The 21,142-nt window shown below is 74.0% G+C and carries 18 protein-coding genes; 8 read left to right on the top strand and 10 right to left on the bottom strand.

Features of this window, described 5'->3' with window-relative positions:
* Positions 1–134: 134 nt before the first annotated feature.
* From FYW95_RS19910 to FYW95_RS19900, 3 genes are read left to right on the top strand one after another with little or no spacing between them, the layout of a single operon-like run.
* Positions 135–1,181 carry an ABC transporter substrate-binding protein gene (locus tag FYW95_RS19910; RefSeq protein ID WP_159942380.1) on the top strand — a complete coding sequence of 349 codons (1,047 nt, stop codon included), beginning with the start codon at positions 135–137 and terminating at the stop codon, positions 1,179–1,181.
* Between the two features lie 8 nt (positions 1,182–1,189).
* The gene (locus FYW95_RS19905) at positions 1,190–1,960 is read left to right on the top strand and encodes an ABC transporter ATP-binding protein (RefSeq protein WP_159942381.1); all 771 of its coding nucleotides are present in this window, start codon (positions 1,190–1,192) and stop codon (positions 1,958–1,960) included.
* The gene (locus tag FYW95_RS19900; protein ID WP_159942382.1) at positions 1,953–2,828 is read left to right on the top strand and encodes an ABC transporter permease; all 876 of its coding nucleotides are present in this window, start codon (positions 1,953–1,955) and stop codon (positions 2,826–2,828) included. Before FYW95_RS19905 ends, FYW95_RS19900 begins: the two co-directional genes overlap by 8 nt.
* Positions 2,829–2,900: 72 nt before the next feature.
* On the opposite strand, the gene FYW95_RS19895 is transcribed toward FYW95_RS19900, so the two are convergent.
* From FYW95_RS19895 to FYW95_RS19880, 4 genes are all read right to left on the bottom strand, one after another.
* Positions 2,901–4,025, bottom strand: a complete 1,125-nt coding sequence (locus FYW95_RS19895) for a pectinesterase family protein (protein ID WP_159942383.1) — start codon at positions 4,023–4,025, stop codon at positions 2,901–2,903.
* A 55-nt stretch (positions 4,026–4,080) separates the two neighbouring features.
* Positions 4,081–4,914 carry a rhamnogalacturonan acetylesterase gene (locus FYW95_RS19890; RefSeq protein WP_159942384.1) on the bottom strand — a complete coding sequence of 278 codons (834 nt, stop codon included), beginning with the start codon at positions 4,912–4,914 and terminating at the stop codon, positions 4,081–4,083.
* 518 nt (positions 4,915–5,432) lie between these two features.
* Positions 5,433–6,029, bottom strand: coding sequence for a Dps family protein (locus FYW95_RS19885; protein ID WP_159942385.1), 597 nt, complete (start codon positions 6,027–6,029; stop codon positions 5,433–5,435).
* Positions 6,030–6,148: 119 nt separating this feature from the next.
* Complete coding sequence (locus FYW95_RS19880; RefSeq protein ID WP_159942386.1) at positions 6,149–7,390, bottom strand: PucR family transcriptional regulator; 1,242 nt, start codon at positions 7,388–7,390, stop codon at positions 6,149–6,151.
* 248 nt (positions 7,391–7,638) lie between these two features.
* On the opposite strand from FYW95_RS19880, the gene FYW95_RS19875 reads away from it, so the two are divergent.
* Positions 7,639–8,466 carry an aldo/keto reductase gene (locus tag FYW95_RS19875; protein WP_159942480.1) on the top strand — a complete coding sequence of 276 codons (828 nt, stop codon included), beginning with the start codon at positions 7,639–7,641 and terminating at the stop codon, positions 8,464–8,466.
* Positions 8,467–8,595: 129 nt separating this feature from the next.
* Here FYW95_RS19875 and FYW95_RS27800 read toward each other — a convergent pair whose 3' ends face one another.
* Positions 8,596–8,757 (bottom strand): hypothetical protein, encoded by a 162-nt coding sequence (locus FYW95_RS27800; protein ID WP_201294950.1) that lies wholly within the window; start codon positions 8,755–8,757, stop codon positions 8,596–8,598.
* 86 nt (positions 8,758–8,843) lie between these two features.
* On the opposite strand from FYW95_RS27800, the gene FYW95_RS19870 reads away from it, so the two are divergent.
* Complete coding sequence (locus FYW95_RS19870; RefSeq protein WP_160050647.1) at positions 8,844–9,380, top strand: RidA family protein; 537 nt, start codon at positions 8,844–8,846, stop codon at positions 9,378–9,380.
* On the opposite strand, the gene FYW95_RS28730 is transcribed toward FYW95_RS19870, so the two are convergent.
* Complete coding sequence (locus FYW95_RS28730) at positions 9,322–10,296, bottom strand: DMT family transporter (protein WP_160050646.1); 975 nt, start codon at positions 10,294–10,296, stop codon at positions 9,322–9,324. The genes FYW95_RS19870 and FYW95_RS28730 overlap by 59 nt on opposite strands.
* A gap of 75 nt (positions 10,297–10,371) precedes the next feature.
* On the opposite strand from FYW95_RS28730, the gene FYW95_RS19860 reads away from it, so the two are divergent.
* Complete coding sequence (locus FYW95_RS19860) at positions 10,372–10,956, top strand: TetR/AcrR family transcriptional regulator (RefSeq protein WP_159942389.1); 585 nt, start codon at positions 10,372–10,374, stop codon at positions 10,954–10,956.
* Between the two features lie 21 nt (positions 10,957–10,977).
* Here FYW95_RS19860 and FYW95_RS19855 read toward each other — a convergent pair whose 3' ends face one another.
* Positions 10,978–11,862 (bottom strand): sulfotransferase family protein, encoded by an 885-nt coding sequence (locus FYW95_RS19855; RefSeq protein ID WP_159942390.1) that lies wholly within the window; start codon positions 11,860–11,862, stop codon positions 10,978–10,980.
* Positions 11,863–12,049: 187 nt separating this feature from the next.
* Between FYW95_RS19855 and FYW95_RS19850 the strand changes: the two genes are divergently transcribed.
* The gene (locus FYW95_RS19850) at positions 12,050–12,853 is read left to right on the top strand and encodes an SIR2 family NAD-dependent protein deacylase (RefSeq protein ID WP_159942391.1); all 804 of its coding nucleotides are present in this window, start codon (positions 12,050–12,052) and stop codon (positions 12,851–12,853) included.
* Positions 12,854–12,947: 94 nt separating this feature from the next.
* On the opposite strand, the gene FYW95_RS19845 is transcribed toward FYW95_RS19850, so the two are convergent.
* The 3 genes from FYW95_RS19845 to FYW95_RS19835 form a co-directional block, all read right to left on the bottom strand.
* Positions 12,948–16,181, bottom strand: a complete 3,234-nt coding sequence (locus tag FYW95_RS19845; protein WP_236567750.1) for an NACHT domain-containing protein — start codon at positions 16,179–16,181, stop codon at positions 12,948–12,950.
* Between the two features lie 111 nt (positions 16,182–16,292).
* Positions 16,293–16,964: a uracil-DNA glycosylase gene (locus FYW95_RS19840; RefSeq protein WP_159942392.1), complete on the bottom strand. Its 672-nt coding sequence runs from the start codon at positions 16,962–16,964 to the stop codon at positions 16,293–16,295.
* Positions 16,965–17,090: 126 nt separating this feature from the next.
* The gene (locus tag FYW95_RS19835; RefSeq protein ID WP_159942393.1) at positions 17,091–18,746 is read right to left on the bottom strand and encodes a serine/threonine-protein kinase; all 1,656 of its coding nucleotides are present in this window, start codon (positions 18,744–18,746) and stop codon (positions 17,091–17,093) included.
* Between the two features lie 185 nt (positions 18,747–18,931).
* Between FYW95_RS19835 and FYW95_RS19830 the strand changes: the two genes are divergently transcribed.
* Complete coding sequence (locus FYW95_RS19830; protein WP_159942394.1) at positions 18,932–21,040, top strand: protein kinase domain-containing protein; 2,109 nt, start codon at positions 18,932–18,934, stop codon at positions 21,038–21,040.
* Positions 21,041–21,142: the final 102 nt, after the last annotated feature.

The raw sequence follows: 21,142 nt of genomic DNA, 5'->3' as shown, positions 1-21,142 counted from the left end.
TCGCGGGTCGGTCGCCGCGTGTTTGGGCTGGTGGACCGTGGAAAGGGGGCGGGAGCGCCCTGCTTCCACAAAACCTACTCATTAAGTAGAGTTTCTCTGTGTCCCCGTCGTCGACCCCGAGGAGGCCCTCCGTCATGCGTGTGCGCTCCGCAGCGGCCAGGACCGCCCTGGCGGCACTGGCCCTCGCCCTGGCCGCGACCGGGTGCGGGGCGGTCGACGCGCACGAGGACGGGTCCGAGCTCACGCTCGGCTACTTCCCCACCGTCACGCACGCCGCCGCGCTCGTGGGCGTGGAGAACGGCCTCTACGCCGACGCCCTCGGCGAGGACGTCGCCTTCGACACCCGCACCTTCAACAGCGGCCCCGACGCGGTCAACGCCCTGTTCTCCGGCGAGGTTGACGCGGCCCTCCTCGGCCCCAACCCCGCGGTCAACGGCTGGGCCCAGTCCGAGGGTCGGGCGCTGCGCGTCGTCGCCGGAGCCGCGACCGGGGGCACCGGCCTGGTGGTGCGCGAGGACATCCGCACCGTGGCCGACCTGCGCGGCACCACCCTGGCCACCCCGCAGCTGGGCGGCACCCAGGACGTGGCGCTGCGCTGGTTCGCCCGGGAACAGGGCTGGGAGGTCGACACCGCCGGGGGCGGCGACCTGTCCATCATCCCGCAGGAGAACTCCGAGACCGTGAACGCCTTCGCGCTCGGCGAGGTCGACGGCGCCTGGCTGCCCGAGCCGCACCTGAGCCGGATCCTGGCCCAGGGCGGCGCCCGGCTGCTCGTGTCCGAGGCGGACCTGTGGCCGGACGGGCGCCACGTCACCGCCCAGCTCGCGGTCAGCGCCGAGTTCCTCGACCGCCACCCCGACGTGGTGGCGGACCTGCTGCGCGGCCACATCGCCTCCGTGGACCTGCTCAACGACGAGCCCGAGGCGGCCCGCCGCGCCGCCGCGGACCACCTGGAGGAGCTCACCGGGGGTGAACTCGACCCCCGCGTCACCGAGGCTGCCTTCGACAACATCACCTTCACCGTCGACCCCGCCGCCGCGTCACTGCGCACCGGCGCCGACCGAGCCGCGGCCGTCGGGCTGCTCGAACCCGTCGACCTGACCGGAATCTACGCCCTGGACCCGCTCAACGCCCTCCTCGCCGAGGACGGCCGCGAGCCGGTCACGGGGCTGGAAGGGTAAGGGCCCATATGACCACCATCACCGAGACGCCCCCGCGCACCGCGGCCGTCGAGATCGGGGACATCACCAAGGTCTTCGGCGAGGGCGGCGGTGCCGTGACCGCCATCGACGGGATGTCCGTCTCCGTCGGCACCGGCGAGTTCCTGGCCATCGTGGGCGCCTCCGGATGCGGCAAGAGCACCCTGCTCTCCCTGGTCGCCGGGCTGGACCGGCCCACCACCGGAACCGTGGACGTGGGCGGTCACCGCGTGTCGATGATGTTCCAGGAGGCCGCGCTGTTCCCGTGGCTGACCGTGGGCGCCAACATCGAGGTGCCGATGAGGGTCAACGGGGTGCCCCGGGCCGAGCGCAAGCGGCGGGTGGACGAACTCCTGGCCCTGGTGCGCCTGACCGGCTTCGCCCGCAAGCGCCCCCACCAGCTCTCCGGCGGCATGCGCCAGCGCGTCGCCCTGGCCCGCGCCCTGGCCCAGGACGCGGACGTGCTGCTCATGGACGAGCCCTTCGGCGCCCTGGACGCCATGACCCGCGACATCCTCCACGACGAGCTGGAGCGGATCTGGCGCGAGCGGTCGCTGACCATCCTCTTCGTCACCCACAACGTGCGCGAGGCGGTGCGCCTGGGCGACCGGGTCGTGCTGCTGTCCAGCCGCCCCGGCCGTGTCCTGGCCGAGTTCCCCGTGGAGGGCGAGCGGCCCCGCCGCATCGACTCCGCCGGGATCGCCGAGCAGGCCGCCGTCATCACCGACCAGCTCCGCCGGGAGGTCTCGCGCCATGCCTGAGGCCGACGTGCGCGACGACGAGCGCCGCGTCCAGGGGCTCGACGCGCTCGAACTCCGGCCCGGCGCCGACGGGCCCCCGGCCGCCGAGCGCCTCCGCCGGATCTGGGCCGCCACCTGGCCCAAGCTGGTCGCGGCGGTGCTGGTCCTGGCGGCCTGGCAGGCGGTGGTGTGGTCGGGCTGGCGGCCCGAGTACGTCCTCCCCGGCCCCGACCGGGTGCTGCCCGTCCTGGCGGACGAGCTCGCCTCCGCCGAGTTCTGGCAGGCCGTGGGCGTCACCATGCGAAGGGCCGTGACCGGTTTCGCACTGGCCCTGGCCGTGGGCGTGGTGGTGGGCCTGGCGGTCTCGCGCTTCGCCCCGCTGCGGGTGGCGATCGGCTCGCTCATCACCGGGCTGCAGACCATGCCCTCGATCGTGTGGTTCCCCTTCGCGATGCTGCTGTACGGCATCACCGAGTCGGCGATCATGTTCGTGATCGTCCTGGGCGCCGCGCCCTCCATCGCGGGCGGGCTGACCTCGGGCATCGACTACGTCTCGCCCTCGCTGCTGCGGGCCGGGAAGGTCATGGGCCTGCGCGGCGTGCAGCACTACTCGCTGCTGGTCATCCCCGCCGCGCTGCCGATGTTCGTGTCCGGGCTCAAGCAGGGCTGGGCCTTCGCCTGGCGCTCGCTGATGGCCGGTGAGCTCCTGGTCGTCATCAACCAGCAGAACTCCATCGGGTGGGCGCTGAGCCAGGCGCGCCAGCTCAACGACGCCGAACGGCTGCTCAGCTACATCATCATCGTGCTGTGCGTCGGCATACTCATCGACGTGTTCTTCAACTGGGCTGACCGCTCCCTGCGCCGCCGCTGGGGGGTCACCGCCTCCTGAGCGGGGCGGACACCGGGGCCGCCACCGCACGCGCGTGCGGTGGCGGCCCCGTCCTTCGGCGGCTCGGCCCGGTCAGCGGCCGCGGGCGGTGCACGCCGTGCGGCCCCGCGTGTCGCGCACCGGGTCCCAGCCGTCCGCGCCGGCCAGGTAGGTCCGCGCGGTGTGCCGGGCGGCCTCCTCCCCGCCCATCTGCGGGCGGCCGTCGGCGACCAGCGCGCCGGGGCCGGAGTTGCGGTACTCCTCCAGCCGGAACCCGCGCCAGTCGGTGCCCGAGGACATCGGCACCCAGCCCGGGGCGCGGCGCAGGTGGGAGCCCAGCCAGGAGTCGCGGATCAGCACCTGGGGGTTGGCGTCCGGGTGCGAGCTGGGCACCCAGGGCCGACCGAGGTAGACGGTGCCCCGCGGCGCGTCGCTGGTGAAGCAGCTGTCCGTGAACAGGAACCCGAACTCCTGGTGGGGCGGGGTGCTCGGCGCGGTCACGTAACCGTTGTCGGTGTCGCTGCCCCGGTCCAGGGAGCGGATCTCGCAGCCGTCGAAGACCGCGGTGGCCCGGCCGAAGACGAAGTCCACGTCACCCTCGACGTAGCAGTCGCGATAGTACTGCCGGGACGGGGTGTCGGCGTTCGGCGAGTTGGCGTACAGGGTGTCCTGGTGGCCCAGGAAGCGCACGTTCTCGAAGACCAGCCGGTCGCCGCTGGTGCGCACCGCCACCGCCTGGGTGGAGGTGATCTCGGGGTGCTCGGCGCGCTCGAAGGAGTTCTCGAAGGTCAGGTCGCGGACGTGCACGTCGTCGCCGGAGATGACCACGCTGGCGCTGCCGGAGGTGCCGTAGGTGCCGCCCCCCGGCTTGGGGGTGCCCGCGGCGCGGTCGTAGGTGACGACCACGTCGCGCGGGTCCCCGGTCGCGCCGAGCAGGGTGATGTTGGGCTTGTCGGAGGGGATGACCACCGGCTCGCGGTAGACGCCCGCCTCGATCCGGATGGTGACGCGCTCGGGGCTGCGCGCGGGCACGGCGTCGACCGCGGCCTGCAGGCCGGTGTGGTCGCCCGAGCCGTCGGCGGCCACGGTGATCACCGGGCCCCGGCGGGGGTCGGCCGAGGCGGTGCCGGAGGTGGTGGCCAGGGCGGCGGTGAGCGCTCCCACCAGGACGGACGCCAGGGCCAGACGCGTTCTGGGCGGAGCGGGGTGTTTTCTCACGGGGGTCTCTCCTCGGGATCGGAGGCGGTGGGGGGCGAGGCCGGGCGCGGGGGGCTCAGACCGGGCGTTCCTGGGGCCAGGGCAGCGCGTTCCCGGGGTCGGGGAAGGTGTCGCCGAGGCGGCGCAGGTGGCGGGGCGCCAGGACGCCCAGGCGCTTGAGCTCGCGGGCCACCATCCGGGCCACCTCGACCGCGCCGCGGGCCTGGAAGTGGGTGTTGTCCTCGACACCGCCCGGGTGGTTGGGGTGTTCGCCCGGGGCCAGCCACAGGAAGTGCTCCTTGGTGCCCTCCGGGCCCAGCGCGCCCCACAGCTCCAGGCTCAGCGCGGTCAGGTCCACGACGGGTACGCCCTCGCGCGCGCCCAGGGCCCGCATGGCCGCCGGGTAGTCGCCGTGGGACTCGCGGGGCGCGCCCTCGGCGGTGAAGCGGCGCCGTTCCACGGAGGTGACCAGGACAGGTCGGGCACCCCGTTCCCGGGCGCCGTCGAGATAGACGGTCAGCTGTTCCTGGTAGGTGCTCCAGGGCTCGGTGTGGCGGGCGGGGTCCTGGGACTTGGCGTCGTTGTGCCCGAAGGAGACGAGCAGCCGGTCGCCCGGACGCAGGTCGGCGAGCAGGGCGTCCAGCAGGCCCAGGTCGGCGAAGCTCTTGGAGCTGGCCCCGGACAGCGCCCGGTTGTCCACGTCCGCGCCGTGGCCGAGGAAGAGGCCGAGGGCCTGCCCCCAACCGGCGCGCGGCGCCTCCCGGGCGGCGTAGGTGGAGGCGGTGGAGTCTCCGGCCACGAAGACGCGCGGTGCCCGCGGTCCGGAGGAGGGTCCGGCCCAGGCGGGGGAGGCGATCAGGGGGAGGCCGAGGGCGGCCGCGGAGGCGGTGAGGAAACGGCGACGGATCATGGGGGAGTCCCTCTCGTGTGGCAAGCGCTTACCCGTTACTGCGGTCAGGACTGCAAGCGTTTGCACGACTTTCCCTGATGCGGGAAGGCGCCGTCAACCCCTCTGGGTGCCTTGGTGCTCTCTTTTGCCATTTATCTGGTGCTTTAAAGTGATATGACGGCTTTTTCGGAGCTCTCGTGGCCGCCATTGCGCGGCAAGCGCTTGTAGTCCATGCTCGCCCGAACGTGCCGCCGCCCAGCCTCGGAAAGAGGCGGGACGGTGCGCATCGGGCCCCGAGGACCCCGTGGCCCGGCACGATGGCGGTGAAGCGGGCGGTCCCCTCCTCGCCCACGGGCCGGACCCCCGCAGGAGGGACCGGCCGTCCCCTCGCCGGCCAGCGGGCGCACCCGTTCTCCGCGTCCACGACCGTGACGGCCAGCTCCGGGGGAAGCCCTGTTTGCCCTCGCTCGCCTCCCCGGGCGGCCCGCACACGGCGAGGGCCCGGCGCGCGGCGCCGGGCCCTGCCCTGGGGGCACGTCCTAGGAGCGCACCAGCGGGGTGTCCACCAGGTGCTCTGCGACGAACCAGGCCTGGAGCTCGTTGGTGCGGATCACCTCCGAGACCAGCAGGTCGTTCGTGCCGTCGTCGCCCAGCTCCTGCGTGCGGGCCGCGGCGTCGTGGGCGTCCTGCAGGATGGTCTCGTGCGCCTCCAGCAGGCGGGAGAGCATCGCGGGCACCTCCTCGGCGCCGTCGGGCGGGCGCGGGATGTTGGTGATCTCCGCGACGTGCCGCGGGTCGCCGACCGCCACACCGCCCAGCGTCTGCACGCGCTCGGCGATGGCGTCGATCAGCGCGGTCTGCTCCCCGGCGTGCTTGTCCATCAGCAGGTGCAGCTGGTAGAAGGTCTGCCCGCGCATCAGCCAGTGGTGCTTCTTGTACATGTCGTGCAGGATGCGCGTGTCGCACAGGACCTGGTTGAGCCGCTGACACGAGAACATCCGTGTGTCGTAGGACAGCCCGACCGGGAACTGGCGGACCGTCCCGAACTCCTGGATCTCCTCGCCGCGCTGGTGCAGCCACGGCTGGCTGCTCCTGGGCTTGGGCGCGGTATCCGTTCTGCGGTCTGCGGTCGTCACGTCTGGTCCCCCTCCAGTCGGTGTGACTCCTGTCGCGTCGGGGCGCGCCACGGCGCGTCCCCGTCCGCCAGTCTCGGCTACCCAACGCCGGACCGTCCCTAACCTCGCGCCAAACCGGGTTAAGTGCCGTGTGCTTTTGGCAGAGGGGGACCGGGACAGGGGTGGTGCGCCCGCTCAGGGGCGATGGCGCAGGCGGTCTGCAGGACGAACCCCGGCCAGGGCCGGTGCGGGTCGTGCCCGGTCAGCTCGCGCACGCGCCGCAGCCGGTAGCGCAGCGTCTGCGCGTGGACGTGCAGTGCGTCGGCGGCCGCGGTCGCCGCTCCCCGGTGGCAGTAGGCCCGCAGCGTCCCGAGCAGGTGGGTGTTGTCCTCCGCCAGGAGCGGCCCCAGCACGGTCCGGCGGACCTGTCCCGGGGTGACCGGGCCGCCGTTGAGCAGGGCCAGCACGCACGCGTCGGCCTCACCGAGCAGGCCGCGGTCGCCGTACGCGTGCGGCGGCGCGGTCTCCAGCGCGTCGTCGGCCAGCCGGTAGGCGACCGACATGTCGTCCAGCGCCCGCGGCGCCAGCACACACCCCCGCCAGGCGCGCTCGCCGATCGCGGCGGTCACCCGGTCGGCGCCGCCGGGGTCCAGCAGCAGCACCGCCCGGCCCGAGCGGGTGGTCAGCAGCGGGTCGGCCGCCGCGCCCCCGGCCAGCTCCAGCAGTTCCATCCCGACCGCGGCCGCGGCCGCGGCGGCCCGGGGCGGCCCCCCGGAGGGCCCGTAGCCGGCCTCGGCCACGACCAGCACCGCGGGGTCGGGCGGGGTCACACCCAGGGTCCGGGCCCGGTCGCGGATCGCGCCGCGCGAGGCCTGCCGCCCGATGAGCAGGTCGTCCAGGAAGGCCCGGCGGGCCCGTTCCAGGTCGGCGTCCAACCGGCGGGCGGCCTCGGCGTGGCCTGCCGACAGGCTCTCGGAGATCTGGTCGATCGAGGCCAGCCACAGTTCGCTCAGGGCGAACACGTCGGTGGCCTCGAGCCGGTCCGCCGCGCGCTCCGCCACCAGCCGCACCGCCGCCGCCGACCCCACCCGGTGCGCCCGCACCACGGCCCCGATCGAGCGCCCGTCGGCCGCCCGGGAGCGCCCGATGCCGCGCAGCCGCTCCACGTCCTCGGGCGGCAGCCGCGTGGCCCCGGCCGCCCACAGCTCCAGCGAGCGGCCCACCAGCCACCCGGTGATCGCCCGCACCTCCGCCAGCTGCGAGTCGTGCAGGGCCCGGTAGGCGGGGACCTCGGCGTGCACCTCGGCCACGATGCGCTCCACCACCGCGTCGCGGTCCCGGATCAGTTCGGCGCCGACCCGCGCGCGCTGTTCGTGTCCCATCAAGGCCACCTCCCGCCCCGGCCCGGGCAGCCTACCGCCGGAGGGTGCTCGAAGCGGGCCGCCCGGGGTAGGGGAGGGGAGGAACCGCCGCGTGGGCGGCCGGGTAAAAAGCCAGCACAGCCGTGGTGCATCCGGGCCCGGAGCCGGAGTGACGTGACAGTATGCGACTGCGGTACGGGTAGGCCGCGCGGTGAGAGTGACAGAGCAGGACCGTTCAGCGCTGACGGGGGATGAGACAGATGCAGCAGATGATCGTTCCGGAGCTCACCTTGGGCAACGGACTGCGCATTCCGCAGCTGGGCTTCGGGGTGTGGCAGATTCCCCCGGACGAGGTGGTGGCGGCCGTGTCCACCGCGCTCGAGACGGGTTACCGCAGTATCGACACCGCGGCCGCCTACGGCAACGAGGAGGGTGTGGGCGAGGCGCTGCGCCGCTCGGGCCTGGACCGCGGCGAGGTCTTCGTGACCACCAAGCTGGCCAACCCCGACCACGGCTACGACGCCACCCTGCGGGCCTTCGACGCCAGCCTGCGGCGCCTGGGCCTGGAGGTGCTGGACCTCTACCTCATCCACTGGCCGCTGCCCGGACGCGACCAGTACGTGCCCACGTGGAAGGCGCTGGAACGCCTCTACGCCGAGGGTCGGGTCCGCGCCATCGGGGTGTCCAACTTCCAGCGGCACCACCTGGAGCGGGTCATGGAGGAGGGCGGCATCACCCCCATGGTCAACCAGATCGAGCTGCACCCGCTGCTCACCCAGGAGGCCATGCGCTCCTTCGACGCCAAGCACAACATCGTCACCCAGGCGTGGAGCCCGCTGGGCCGCGGCAAGCTCCTGGACCACCCCGCCGTCGTCGCGATCGCCCAGGAACGCGAACGCACGCCCGCCCAGGTGATCCTGCGCTGGCACGTGCAGCTGGGCAACGCGGTGATCCCCAAGTCGGTGACCCCGGAGCGGATCCGGTCCAACTTCGACATCTTCGACTTCGAGCTCTCCCGCGCGGAGATGGACCGTATCTGCGCGCTCAACGCCGACAGCCGGATCGGCCCCGACCCCGACGAGTTCGACGGCGTCTAGGGACCGCGCCGCCCGGGTAGGGGGCCGGGGGCGCGCGGCGCCGCTCACGGACCGGGGCGAGGCCGAGGTCCGGAGCGAGCACGGGCGCCCCGGCTCTCACCCCCGGCGCGTCCGGGCGGAGGACACCGCCTAGTCGCGCAGCTCCCGGTGCTTGCGGGCACCGTCGAGAACGGCCGCGGTGCCCCGGCGGCGGACGCGTCCCACGTACACGGCGCCGCCGATGAAGATGGCGGCGACCAGCGCGAGTACGGCGACGAGGGCGAGGGCGGACAGCACCACAGTGATCGACATGCGCCCATCGTAGCCGCACACGCGGCGGACCTCACGGGCCCCCGGGTCCCCGGCGGTGGTGGGCGCGGTTCCAGGAGGGAACGCCGATGGGCCACACACCGCACGAGATCGTCAACCCGCTGACCCTGTCCGAGCCGGTCGGCTACGCGCACGCGATCGTGGTCAGACCAGGACGGGTGGTGCACGTGGGAGGCCAGTGCGCGCGCCGACCCGACGGCACGATGGTGGGCGAGAGCGTGGCCGAGCAGTTCGACCGGGCACTCGCCAACATGGTGGAGGCACTGCGCGCGGCGGGCGCCGAGCCCGTCCACGTGGTGGACATGCGCGTCTTCACGACCGCCATGGCCTCCTACCGGGCGGCCGGCGAGGCCGTCGGCTCGGTCTACCGCCGCTACATGGGCCGCTTCTACCCGCCGATGACCGTGCTGGGGGTGACCGACCTGCTGGACCCCGACGCCCTGGTGGAGGTGGTGTGCACCGCCGTGGTCCCCGAGGAGGCCGGGAGCGGGCCCCTGCGCGTGGAGACGGTCCGGAAACCGGCGGAGGGTGCCGAGGGCGCCATGGTCAGGGACCCGTTGGCCTCGGGCGGTTCCGGATGGACCTCCGCGGACGGCGACCGCTAGCTCCCCCCGAACGCGGGCCGGAGGATCCTCCGGCCCGCGTTCCGCCGCCCACCAGCGCCACGGCCGCCGCGCACACCGCCATCCCCGCCAGGGCGCCCGGCCCCACCGGGTCCCCGAACACCATCCACGACCACACCAGCGTCGTGGGCGGGGTCAGGTACAGCAGCGCCGACACCCGGGCCACCCCCGAGCGGGCCAGCACCGCCCAGTAGAAGCCGTAGCCGCCCAGGGTCGACAGCACCACCACCCAGGCCACCGCCGTCCAGAACCCCGGGTCGGCGGGCGGGGAGAGGGTGCCGGTGGCTCCGGCCAGGCCGGTGAACAGCACCGCGCTCACCGCGCACTGCACGGCCAGGGCCTGGGCCAGGGAGCCCCCGGGTCGCAGGCGGCGTTCCAGCAGGGTCGCGGCCACCAGGGACAGCATCGCCCCGAACGGCAGCGCGTATCCCCACCAGGGCGCGGCCCCCGGGCGCAGCAGGTCGGCGCCCACCACCAGGCCGACCCCCGCCAGGCCCAGCACCAGGCCCGCGCTCTGGCGGCCCCGCACCCGCTCGCCGAGCAGTGGCACCGCCAGGGCCGTGGCGACCAGCGGTTGCAGCGCGGCCACCAGGGCGCTCGTCGCGGCCGACACCCCCGCCTGCGCGGCGGCGTACACCCCGTACAGGTAGCCGGCCTGCGCGAGCAGGCCCAACAGCGCGTGCGCGGCCACGTCCCGCCGGCCCAGGGGCCCTTCACGCCACAGCCACCACGCGCCCAGCAGCCCGGTCACGGCCAGGAAGCGCCAGGCCAGCAGGGTCGTCGCGGGCGCGTACGCGGTACCGAGTTCGGCGCCGACGAAACCGGAGCTCCACATCAGCACCAGGCCGGCGGAGAGCAGCACGGGCGGGGCGAGACGGCGTGTGCGGGTGTACTCCATGCCCGGAGGTAAACATACCGTTCGGTATACTCGCAATGTACCCGTGGACGAAGGCCCGACGGCAGGGAGGAACCCGTGGACCCCACCGCGACCCCGACGCTGACCCCGGCCGCGCGCCGGGTACTGGACGTGGCGTGCGAGCTGTTCTACACGCGCGGCATCAACACCGTGGGCATGGAGCTGGTCGCCGAGCGGGCGGGGGTGACCAAGAAGACGATCTACGACCGCTTCGGTTCCAAACAGCGCCTCGTCGAGCAGTACCTGCGGGTCCGCGACACCCGGTGGCGCGAGCACCTGGTCGCCCACCTGGAGGGGGCCCGCACGCCGCGCGCCCGGGTGGCGGCCACCTTCGACGCCCTGCACGCGTGGATGGAGCGGGAGAACCCGCGCGGGTGCGCCATGGTCAACGCCTACGCCGAGCTCTCCGACCCCGACCACCCCGGCCGCGCGGTCGCCGAGGAGCAGAAGCGGTGGCTGCGCGAGCTGTACGCCGACCTGGCGCGCGAGGCCGGGGCGGCCGACGCGCGGGCCCTCGGCGACGCACTGGCCATGCTGCACGAGGGGGCCGTGGTCGCCCGCAACATCGCCGGGGCGGCCGACGCCGTCCGCACGGCGAGCGCCGCCGCCGACGCGCTGATGACGGTGTACGGCTCCGCCTGAGGATCCCGTCCCCCGGCGCGGTCAGACGTAGCCGAGCCGGGACAGCTCCACGCCCGCCACCTCGTGCACGTCCTCGTACTGGTCGCGGGACAGGCGCTCGCGCCAGGAGCCCACGCCCCACGACTCCGGGGTCACCAGTTCCGAGGCCGACACCCGGGCCCCGGTGAACTCCCGCAGCCGCTCGGCGGTCTCCACCTCCCCGCCGTGCACGTCCTCGTAGCGCAGGGTCATCAGCTGTTCGGTGCCGATGCCGCGGCGCAGCAGCGCCGACATGCGCACCGCGCCCCGCCAGCGCATCGCGCACTTGGCGGCGGTGGAGCCCTCCCGGAACGCGGTCAGGTCCGACTCCTCCTCCAAGCCGAAGAAGTGGTTGGGGAACTCGTGGTCGAGCTTCATGAAGCTCGGCCTGAGCCAGGCCAGCGAGCGCTCGTCCTCCATCATGTCCGCGATGACGTCGCGGCCGTCCCGGATGACCTGGACGAACAGCGCGTCGGGAAAGGCCGTGTGCAGGGCCGTGGCGCAGAAGAGCAGGTCGGGGCTGGCGTCGCCGTAGCGGAGCGCGTCCGCGCTGTGCTCGCAGGGCTCGGAGGCGGCGTTGGCGGGCACGCGCGTCCACGGCCCCGGGCAGCGCGGGCAGGTCAGCGGGGTGAGCTGCCAGGCCTCGGCGTAGGCCTCGCGCAGCAGGCTCGCCGTCCCCGCGGCCCTCTCCTGGGCCAGGGAGGGGCGCCGGGCCACGGCGTAGACCGCGTTGAGCACGCCCGACGAACCCGAGTTCAGGTGGAACCCGGGTACACGGGACAGGGCCCGGGCGATCTCGGGGACGCCCGAGTGGGGCGCGCCCAGGACGAACACCGGGCGCTCCACCTTGGTCCCGTTGACCACGAGAATGTAGGACGGCTGCTTCATGATTGTGTTGATTTTGGCACCCTTTGCCCACCTCGTGTGCATCGGCCGGGGATGTGGCCGTCGCACTCCACGCACCCCGAGGCTACGGCTTCCCGAGGGTACAAGCCCTCATTGTCTGCCAAAGGCGGGCAAAGTGGCTGTCAACCCGGGGTAAGCCGTGGTGGTACGGGCGCTGTAAGAATGGGGCATGGCCTCGACGACGACCGATCCAGCGTCCTTCGCCGACCCCGAGGGGTTCGCCCGGGCCGCTGACCTGCTGGCATCCGCCGGGAGCATCACGGTGCTCACCGGCGCGGGCGTGTCCACCGACTCCGGGATCCCCGACTTCCGCGGCCCGAACGGGGTGTGGACCACCGACCCGGACGCACAGGCCCTGTCCGACATCAACATCTACATGGGCGACGTGGACGTCCGCCGCCGTGTCTGGACCCAGCGGCGCACCCACCCGGTGTGGCGCTCCGAGCCCAACGCCGCCCACCGCGCCCTGGCCGACCTGGAGGCCACGGGACGCCTGCGGTCGCTGGTCACCCAGAACATCGACGGCCTGCACCAGCGGGGCGGGGTCTCCCCGGAACGGGTCGTCGAGGTGCACGGCAGCATGCTGCGGGTGGTCTGCATGGCGTGCGGCCTGCGCACGCCCAGTCCGCAGGTGCTGGCTCGCCTGGACGAGGAGTCCGACCCCCGGTGCCTGGAGTGCGGGGGCATCCAGAAGTCGGACACCATCTCCTTCGGCCAGCGGCTCGACGCCGAGGTGCTGGAGGAGGCCGCGCGCGCCGCCCGTGAGTGCGACGTGTTCATGGCGGTGGGGACCTCGCTGACCGTCCACCCGGTGGCGGGCCTGTGCGACGTGGCCATGATGGCGCGGGCCAGCCTGGTCGTCGTCAACGCCGAGCCCACGCCCTACGACGACTTCGCCGGCGCCGTGGTGCGCGACCCGATCGGGGTGGCCCTGCCCGCCCTGGTGGAGAGGGTGCGCCGGGCCGCTTCCTGACGCGCGGGCCCGCCCCCGCCGTTCGGTGCCGCGCACCCGGGCTCCGGCGCGCGGCCACCGCACGGGGGGCGGGGGTGCTGGAGGAGTGCGGGGTTCATCCGCCGCTGGTGAACTGGCCCGTGTCGGGAGAGACCTCGTGAGGCCCGGGAACGGTCGCGGCGGCCTGGTCCGGGGACGCCTCGGAGCGAGAGGCGTCGGTGGTCCCGGTGAGAGCGGCGACGCGGTGCAGCACGGTGCGCTCCACGTGCCGCCCCAGGCTCTCCAGAACCGGGGCCACCGCGTCGGAACCGAGTTGGGGGCCGACGACCACCTCCGCCACGTCGGAGAGGTACTCCTCCACGGACAGGGCCACGCGCTCGGTGAACTCGCGGTCGGCGGACAGGGCGAGGTCCTCCGCCGCCTGCCTGAGGACCAGGAGTTCCAACCGGCCCAGGACGCGGCCGGTGAGCAACCGGCCATAGGCGGCCAGGCGCCGCCCGGGGGTCTCGTGCACCGGAGCCATGCGCAGGCGCATCACCTCATGCACCTCGCTCCATACACCCGCCTCATCCTCACGGTCGTCCAGGACAGGATCGAGGTACCAGGTCACCAGGTCGTCGGAGACGTACCGCAGATAGGGCAGCAGACCGAACAGGAACCGGGCCGCCGTGCCGTTGACGCGCATGGCCATCGACCGCAGGAGCCGCGCGGTGATCGACTCGTAGGGCACCGACACCTCGTAGGGGTCGGTCACGTCCGCCCGGCGGTCCAGGTTGGCCCGCAGCTCGAAGCCCATGGACTCTCCGACGTTGACGGGGGAGCCGTCCTCCAGCCCGATGACGGTGACCGCGCCCTCCTCGTCCCAGCCGTCGATGTGGCGCACGCGCAGCGCGCCGAGGATGCTGAACCACTCGGCGCCGGGCAGCGTGCGCCACAGGCTGGTCCTGCCCTGCAGGGCCTGGTCGGGTTCGTCTGCGTCGGGGAAGAGCTCCCGGGCGTCCACCGGATCCTCGGACACCAGGCACAGCAGGATCAGGAGGTTGCTGGTGTAGTTGGCCTCCCGGCGGGTCAGCGGCAGGCGCGCGGGCTCGTAGCCGGAGTAGGAGCGGTTGGGTGCGGGGAAGGGCGCCTCCTGGAACAGCTCCACCAGCAGCCGCGCGTAGCCCGCGCGGGCCTCCGGCTCCTCGGCGAAGCGGCGCTCCAGAAGCTCGGCGAGGAAGTCCACCACCTTCTCCCGGCCCGCGTAGCTCGCGAAGGAGGAGAGGGCGTACAGCTCCCCGTCGTCCACCCGGGGGGCGCGCCCCCGGCGGCGGGACGAACGCGCCCGGGACCCGTCCAGGTCGTCCAGGGCCGCCGCCACCGCCCTGGCCACCAGGTATTCGCCGAAGGTGGCGTGCAGGAACTCGAACACGCTCGCGCTGCCCTCGGCGACCCTCGCCCTGGCCTCGTGGACGAAGAAGAACCGGCCCAGCACCTGGTGGGCCGGGGCGATCCGCCCGTGCAGGCCGGTGTCGTCGGGGCGCAGGGCGGCCTCGGGCATGAGGACCGCCAGGTCCCGGTCCAGTTCGTCGGCGGTCACGCTCTGTCTGCGCCGGGTGAACATCGCCAGGGCGGCGACCTCCAGGCGCCGCAGCTCGCCCTCGACCGCGTCGTCGAAGTCCTCGCGGCCCAACCCCGCGTGGTGCTTGTCCACCTCGCGTCTGGCGAACATGGTCAGCAGGCGCTCGTACAGCTCCCCGTGCGTCAGATGCCGCGAGGCGCGCCGCAGCCCGTCGTCGCCCGCGTCGTAGACCAGCAGCATCAGCAGCAGGAGGGGCTGCTCGGCCAGCTCCCGGTAGCGCAGCAGGACGTCGGTGCTCAGCGGCTCCGCACCCGGTGCGGTCAGCGCCCGGGAGTTCGCCCTGTTCCACACCTTCAGCATGTGGCCGATCTGGGCCTCGTCGAAGGGCTCCAGCCGGATCACCGTGCTGCCCTCGGGGAAGCGGGCCCGGTCCACCACCACTGTGCGGCTGGTGACGATCACCACCACGGGCTGCCCCAGTGCCGACTGCTGGTGCTGGAACTCCTGGACCCGCTCCAGGTAGTCGGAGCGGTCCACCCCGGTCGCCTGGAGGAGTTCGTCGAAACCGTCCAGGATGACCACGGGCAGCGCGCCGTCCGCCGACTCGGCGAGTTCACGCCAGGACACCCGGGTGTGGAGGGCGGCGGCCAGCCCCTCCTCGATCTGCACGTGGATGGGGGAGTTGGGGCTCACCGAGCGCAGCTCCACCCGGATCGGCAGGAAGTCCGAGGCGGGCAGCTGGGCCGCGAGCATCTCGGTGAACTTGGACTTCCCCGCCCCCGGGTGGCCCAGGACGACGGTGGGGTACTCGGGGGCCTCGGGATGGAGCAGGTACGCGGCCATGAACGACTGGAGGTCGTCCAGCAGCGGCTGCTCCTCCCACCACCGCTCCGCGGAGGGGGAGTCACCCGTTCGGGCCGCCGCCACACGCCCGCGCGGGGGCACGTAGGCGTCCTCCAGTGAGGGCAGGACGAGCCCCGGCGGAACGTCGTCCGAACGCAGGACGGGCTGGCGCAGGACCGCCTGGTAGGAGGCGGCGAGCTCCTGCCTGCGCCGGTCCGCCTTCCTGCCCGAACCGGCCGCCGCCAGGAGCCGGTGCAGTTCACCGAGGCCGGTGCCCAGGACGTGGCGCGTGTGCTGGTGTTCGGCGAGGTGCACCCAGACGCCGAACTCGGGGACCTCCGCCGCGAGACGCCGCAGGTTCTCCCGCAGCAGCCCCGCCGCCTCCCCGGGGACCTCCTCGCCCAGTCCCTCGACCAGGGGGTGATCGCTGTCCATGCCGTGCTCGGCGGCCTCGGGGTGGTGCACCAGGAGGCTGACGAAGGTTCCGCAGAGCAGGTGGAGGAGGGTGTACGTGTCGAAGGGGTCCCGGTCGTCCTCACCTCTCACACCGGCGGGCTGGGGGAGGCCGGCCAGGTCCTGGACCGCCTGGTCGAAGTAGGAGAACTCCTCGGCGTCGGTGATCCTGAGCGCCTCCAGGGTGAAGGGCGCCTCGTGCCTGGTGAGGTAGGCCTCCACCGCCTCGAAGAAGGAGATGAGGACCAGGATCCGGTGCGCCGCGTCGATCCTCTCCGTCCGCGACAGGCGGCTCTGGCCCCTCAGCTTGTCCTGGATCCCCTCGATGGCCTGGCGCCCCCGGCTCACCAGCAGGCCCCGCAGCCCGAACAGGTCGGGCACCCCCACCAGCCCCAGACCGCCGTCGGCCAGTTTCTCGGCGAAGTCGAGTACCTCGGAGTCGTTCTGGCCGAGGATCCTCAGGGCGTCCGCGTAGCTGAGCTGTTTCGCCATCGGGGGGAGACCGCCTTTCCGGTGCGGGGGCAGACACGGGTCGGACCCGGCGCCGGGGGCGGTGCCGAGTCCGCAGGTCAACGGGGGTCGGGGAGGCCGCGGTTCGCCGGGCTAGGGGAGCTTCCAGTCCACCGGGTCGGCGCCCTGCTTCTCCAGGAGCTCGTTGGTGCGGCTGAACGGCCTGGACCCGAAGAACCCGTTCTTGGCTGACAGCGGGCTCGGGTGGGCGGACTCCACGCACGGCACGCCCGGCATCATCGGCCGCAGGTTGCGGGCGTCGCGCCCCCACAGAATGCCCACCAGCGGCTTGTCGCGCTCGGCCAGCGCCCGGATGGCCTGCTCGGTGACCGCCTCCCAGCCCTTGCCCCGGTGCGACCCGGCCTTGCCGGGGGAGACCGTCAGCACCCTGTTGAGCAGCAGCACGCCCTGCTCGGTCCACGGGGTCAGGTCGCCGTTGGAGGGCATGGGCACCCCCAGGTCGTCGGCCATCTCCTTGTAGATGTTGCGCAGGCTCGCGGGCAGGCGCACGTCGGGGGCGACCGAGAAGCTCAGGCCCACCGCGTTGCCCGGGGTGGGGTAGGGGTCCTGACCCACGATGAGGACCTTCACGTCCTCGAAGGGCTGTTTGAAGGCGCGCAGGACGTTCTCACCGGCGGGCAGGTAGGTGCGCCCCTCCGCGACCTCCTGGCGCAGGAAGTCGCCCATCGCGGCGATCTGCGGCGCGACCGGCTCCAGGGCGTCGGCCCAACCGCTGTCCATGATTTCTTTCAGGTCCTTCGGCATGGCCAGAACACTAGCGGCACCGGACGACATCCACCGCCGCTTCGGACCTTCGGCCCCTTTTCCGGCCACTGCCCCCTCGCCCCCCGGACCGGTTCGGCCCCTCCGGCCCCGGCGGCACCGCCGAGGTCACCCCCGGACCCGCTCCCGCCACCGGCGCAGGTGGGCGCGGACCCGCTCGGTCTCGGCGCTCCCGGCACCGTGCACCCGGGTGTGCTCGTCCACCAGCGCCTCGTAGCCGCACACCGCCTCGGCGGGCCGCCCCGCGTGGCCCAGGTAGGCGGCCAGGTAGTGGCGGGCGCGCAGTGTCGAGGGGTGGTCCCGGCCCAGTACCCGCTCCAGGTCCGGCACCAGCCCCTCCAGCAGCTCCGCCGCCCGCCCCGGCTCTCCCGCCTCCCCCGTCTCGAAGGCCAGGTACAGCCGGGTGGTCAGCACCCGCTGGGAGTCCGGCCCCTCCGCGGCCGCCAGGTCGGGCACCAGGTCCCCGTGCGCCCGGGCGGCCAGCGCGTGGTCCCCGGCCAGCCCCGCGTTGGCGGCCAGGTAGTAGCGCGCGGTGAGCGCCTCGGGGTGCCGGGGGCCGTGGACGCGCACCAGGTCGGCGAGCAGAGCGTCCAGCCGCCGCACGGCCTGCCGGTGCCCCCCGGCCTTGCCGGTCAGGTAGGCCTCCCGTCTCCGCGCCCGCAGTGTGTCGGGGTGCTCGGGGCCGAGCGCGGCCCGCAGCCGGGGCAGCAGGGCGCGTAGCTCCCCGGCCGCCTCGGCGAACCGCCCGGCGTCGGCCGTGGCCTGGACCGCCTCCACCAGGTCCAGCAGCCGTCCGGGGTCCTCCGCGGCGACCGTCCCGGGCCGGGTGGTCGCCACCCGGGTGTAGGGCCGCGTCCGCTCGGCCAGGGGGACCGGGCCGGGACGGGAGGGACGGTCGGGGGCCGGGGACAGGAAGGGGGCCAGCCGCTCCCGTACCTCCTCGGCGGAGGCCGGGCGATCCCCGGGGCGCTTGGCCAGCATCGCGCCCACCAGCTCCGACAGAGGACCGGGCACCTGCGGGCGCAGCTCCGCCACCGGGCGCGGAGCCTCGGTCAGGTGCTGGTGCAGGACCCCCAGGGAGTCGGCGGCGGTGAACGGCGGCCGCCCGGTCAGCAGCTGGTACAGGATCGCGCCCAGTGAGTACAGGTCGCCCGCCTGCCCCACCCTGTCCCCGCGCACCTGCTCGGGCGACATGTACAGGGGTGTACCGATCACCTGGCCGGTCCGCGTGATCCGGCGGCTGCGCGTGGCCGCGGTCAGCGCGGCGATCCCGAAGTCGAGCACCTTCACGGTGCACCCGCCGGAGGAGCCCTCCCCGACCACCATCAGGTTGCCGGGCTTGACGTCGCGGTGCACGATCCCGGCCGCGTGCGCCGCGCCCAGCCCGGAGGCGGTCTGCGCGGCCAGGCCGGCGGCGCGCGGCACCGGCATCGGGCCGCTCTCCCGCAGCACGGCCGTCAGCGGACGCCCCGCCACCAGCTCCATCACCGCGTACACCGGACCGGGACGGCCGTCGGCCCCGTCGTGGCCGAAGTCGTGCAGGATCACCACGTTGGGGTGCCCGGCCAGGCGGGCGGTGAGCCGCGCCTCGCGGCGGAACCGGGCGACCAGCTCCGCCGAGTCCGGGTGGCCCGACCGGAGCAGTTTGACGGCCACGCGCCGGTCCAGGAGCTCGTCCCGCGCGCGCCAGACCTCGCCCATACCTCCCCGGCCCAACGGGGAGAGCAGGCGGTAACGGCCGCCCAGAACCTGTTCCTCGGCCACCGGAACCCCTCACCGTCCGTGTCCGCGTTCACGTCCGACCCCGCGGCCGGTGTCGGCCCCCGCGGTCACGTCCGGCGTCAGCGTACAGCCGCCCGCGTTACTGTGGTCTTCCGCCCGGGGATCGAAAACCCCTGTGTCCCAGGCGGTGCGACCCCGACCCCCGTGTGGAAACGAGCGTCAGCTCCGTGAGCCTGAATCTCTACGTCGGTCCGGACTCCCAACCGGACAAGTACCGTCTCGTCCGTTCCGTGGGCCGTGGCGGCGAGGCCACGCTCTACCTGGCGGAGGTCAGCCTGGCCGGACAGACCGAGCCCGTCGTGGTCAAGGTCCTCAACTCCGACGTGACCGCCAACGAGGGCCAGTTCGCCGAGCTCAGCGCCCGCTGGAGCGAGCAGGCCGAAATGCTGCGCTTCATCAACCGCCTCGGCGTGGTGGGTGTGCGCGAACACTTCGAGGGGGCTCCCGAGCACCCGGCGGACGGCGCGGGGGAGTACTCCGACCGCGCCCTGTACCTGGTGATGAACTACGTCCAGGGCGTGGACCTGCGCGACTGGCGGGCCGAGCACGCCGTGGAGGGGCCGCGCGGCCAGCGCGAGGCGCTGCGCTACCTGGAGCAGGTCGCCGTGGTCCTGGACGTGCTGCACTCGGGCCGGGCCACCCCCTCCAAGCGCGTGGTGGTGCACGGCGACCTGTCGCCCGGCAACATCATGATCAGCGACGAGGGCCAGGCCACCCTGGTCGACTTCGGACTCAGCCGGATCGCGGCCCGGCACATGACCGCCCGGCCCTGGTTCACCCCCGGCTACGCCGCTCCGGAGATCTTCAACGGCGAGTACTCGGCGGCCACCGACCGCTACGCCTTCGGTGCCATCGCCTTCTTCGCCCTGACCGGCCAGGACCCGCCGCCCTCGCCCGAGCAGCTGCGCGAGCGCTTCGGAGCGCTGCCGCTGGTGGCGGCCGGGGGAGAGCGCCAGCGCGAGCTGGTCGCGTCCATGTTCTCCGCCGAGCCCGCGGACCGGCCCGGCGCCTCGGACTGGATCCGGGCGCTGCGGTCCCTGGCCACGTCGGCGCCCTGGACCGGACCGGCGGCCGAACCGGGAGGCGCCCTTCCGCCCGCGGGCGCGCCGGTCACCGGGGCCCCGCCGCAGGGCGCCCCGGTGCGGGAAGCCCCCGGCCCCGGCCCGGACGCCCCGACGCCTCCTCCTGTGCGGGGACCCGGCGGCTCCGGGCCCGCCGCACCGTCGGAACAGGCCGCGCCCCCGCGTCCGGTCGGCGGGATGCGCGGTGTGCCCGAACAGGCTCCGCCGCCCGACCAGGGACCGGACCGGCCCTCCGCGCCGCGGCCCCGCCAGCCCGGGACGGCGGCGCACCCCAGCGGTCCCGGCCCCCGTGTCACCGGGCCGAACGCTCCGGGGCGGGGCGGTCCGGTCCCGGCTCCGTCCCCCCAGCCGCCGCCGCGGCAGGCCCCCGCCCAGCCCTCCGGCGGCCGGTACGCGGGGCCGCCGCACCCCGGACCGCCCCGCCCCGCCCCGGCGGGGGCCGCGGGTCCCGGACCCGGCTGGAACACCGCCACCGGCGCCCTCCCGCACCACGCGGCGCAAGCGGCCACGGGAGAAGCCGGACCCGCCAGGCGCGGGTCGCGCAAGCCCCTGTTCGTCGGTCTGGCGGTCTTCGGCGTGCTGTGCATGGTCGCGGGCGCGGCCGGTACCTATGCAGTCCTGGACCGCTTCGGCTCCTTCTCCCTCAGCCTCCAGGAGTCGGCGGGGGACGTGCAGCCGGACCCGGCCCCCGCCCCGGAGCCCTCCGCGGGCTCCGGGGACTCCGAGCGGCTCGGGGCGGCGGACGAACCCGCGTCGGACGGGCCCGGGGACCCCGCGCCGGACTCCACCCTGCTGACCCAGATGGAGGCCGTCGACGAGGAGTCCAGCAGCTACTGGCGTCCCGAGAGCGGCCGGGCGGAGCTCGACGGCGAGGTCTACAGCCGCGCCATCGTCCCGGGCTTCTGCGCCCAGCACAACTCCGAGTGCACGGGCTGGATCGACTACAACCTCGGCCGCGACTGGTCGACGTTCACCACCACCATCGGTGTGGACGACACCTCCAACGCCGGCGCCACCACCACGTTCACCGTGCACGTGGACGGGGAGGCCGAGGCCACCGAGACCCTGCGCCTGGGCGAGACGATGGACGTCGAGGTCGACGTCTCCGGGGCCCTGCGCCTGCGCCTGGAGGTGGAGAGCGACGCACGCGGCATCTTCCCCGTCTGGGCGGACCCCACCCTGACCGGGAGCTGACCCGGCCCGCGCGGAGGAGCGCCCCCGCGGAGGTGTCCGCGGGGGCGCTCCCACGTCTGGTCGGTGCTGCCGGGGGAGCGGTCGGCCGTGGGGGGAGGGGCG

Source organism: Nocardiopsis sp. FR4 (genome assembly GCF_009830945.1).
Lineage (GTDB): Bacteria > Actinomycetota > Actinomycetes > Streptosporangiales > Streptosporangiaceae > Nocardiopsis.
This window is presented reverse-complemented; position numbering and strand designations above follow the sequence as displayed.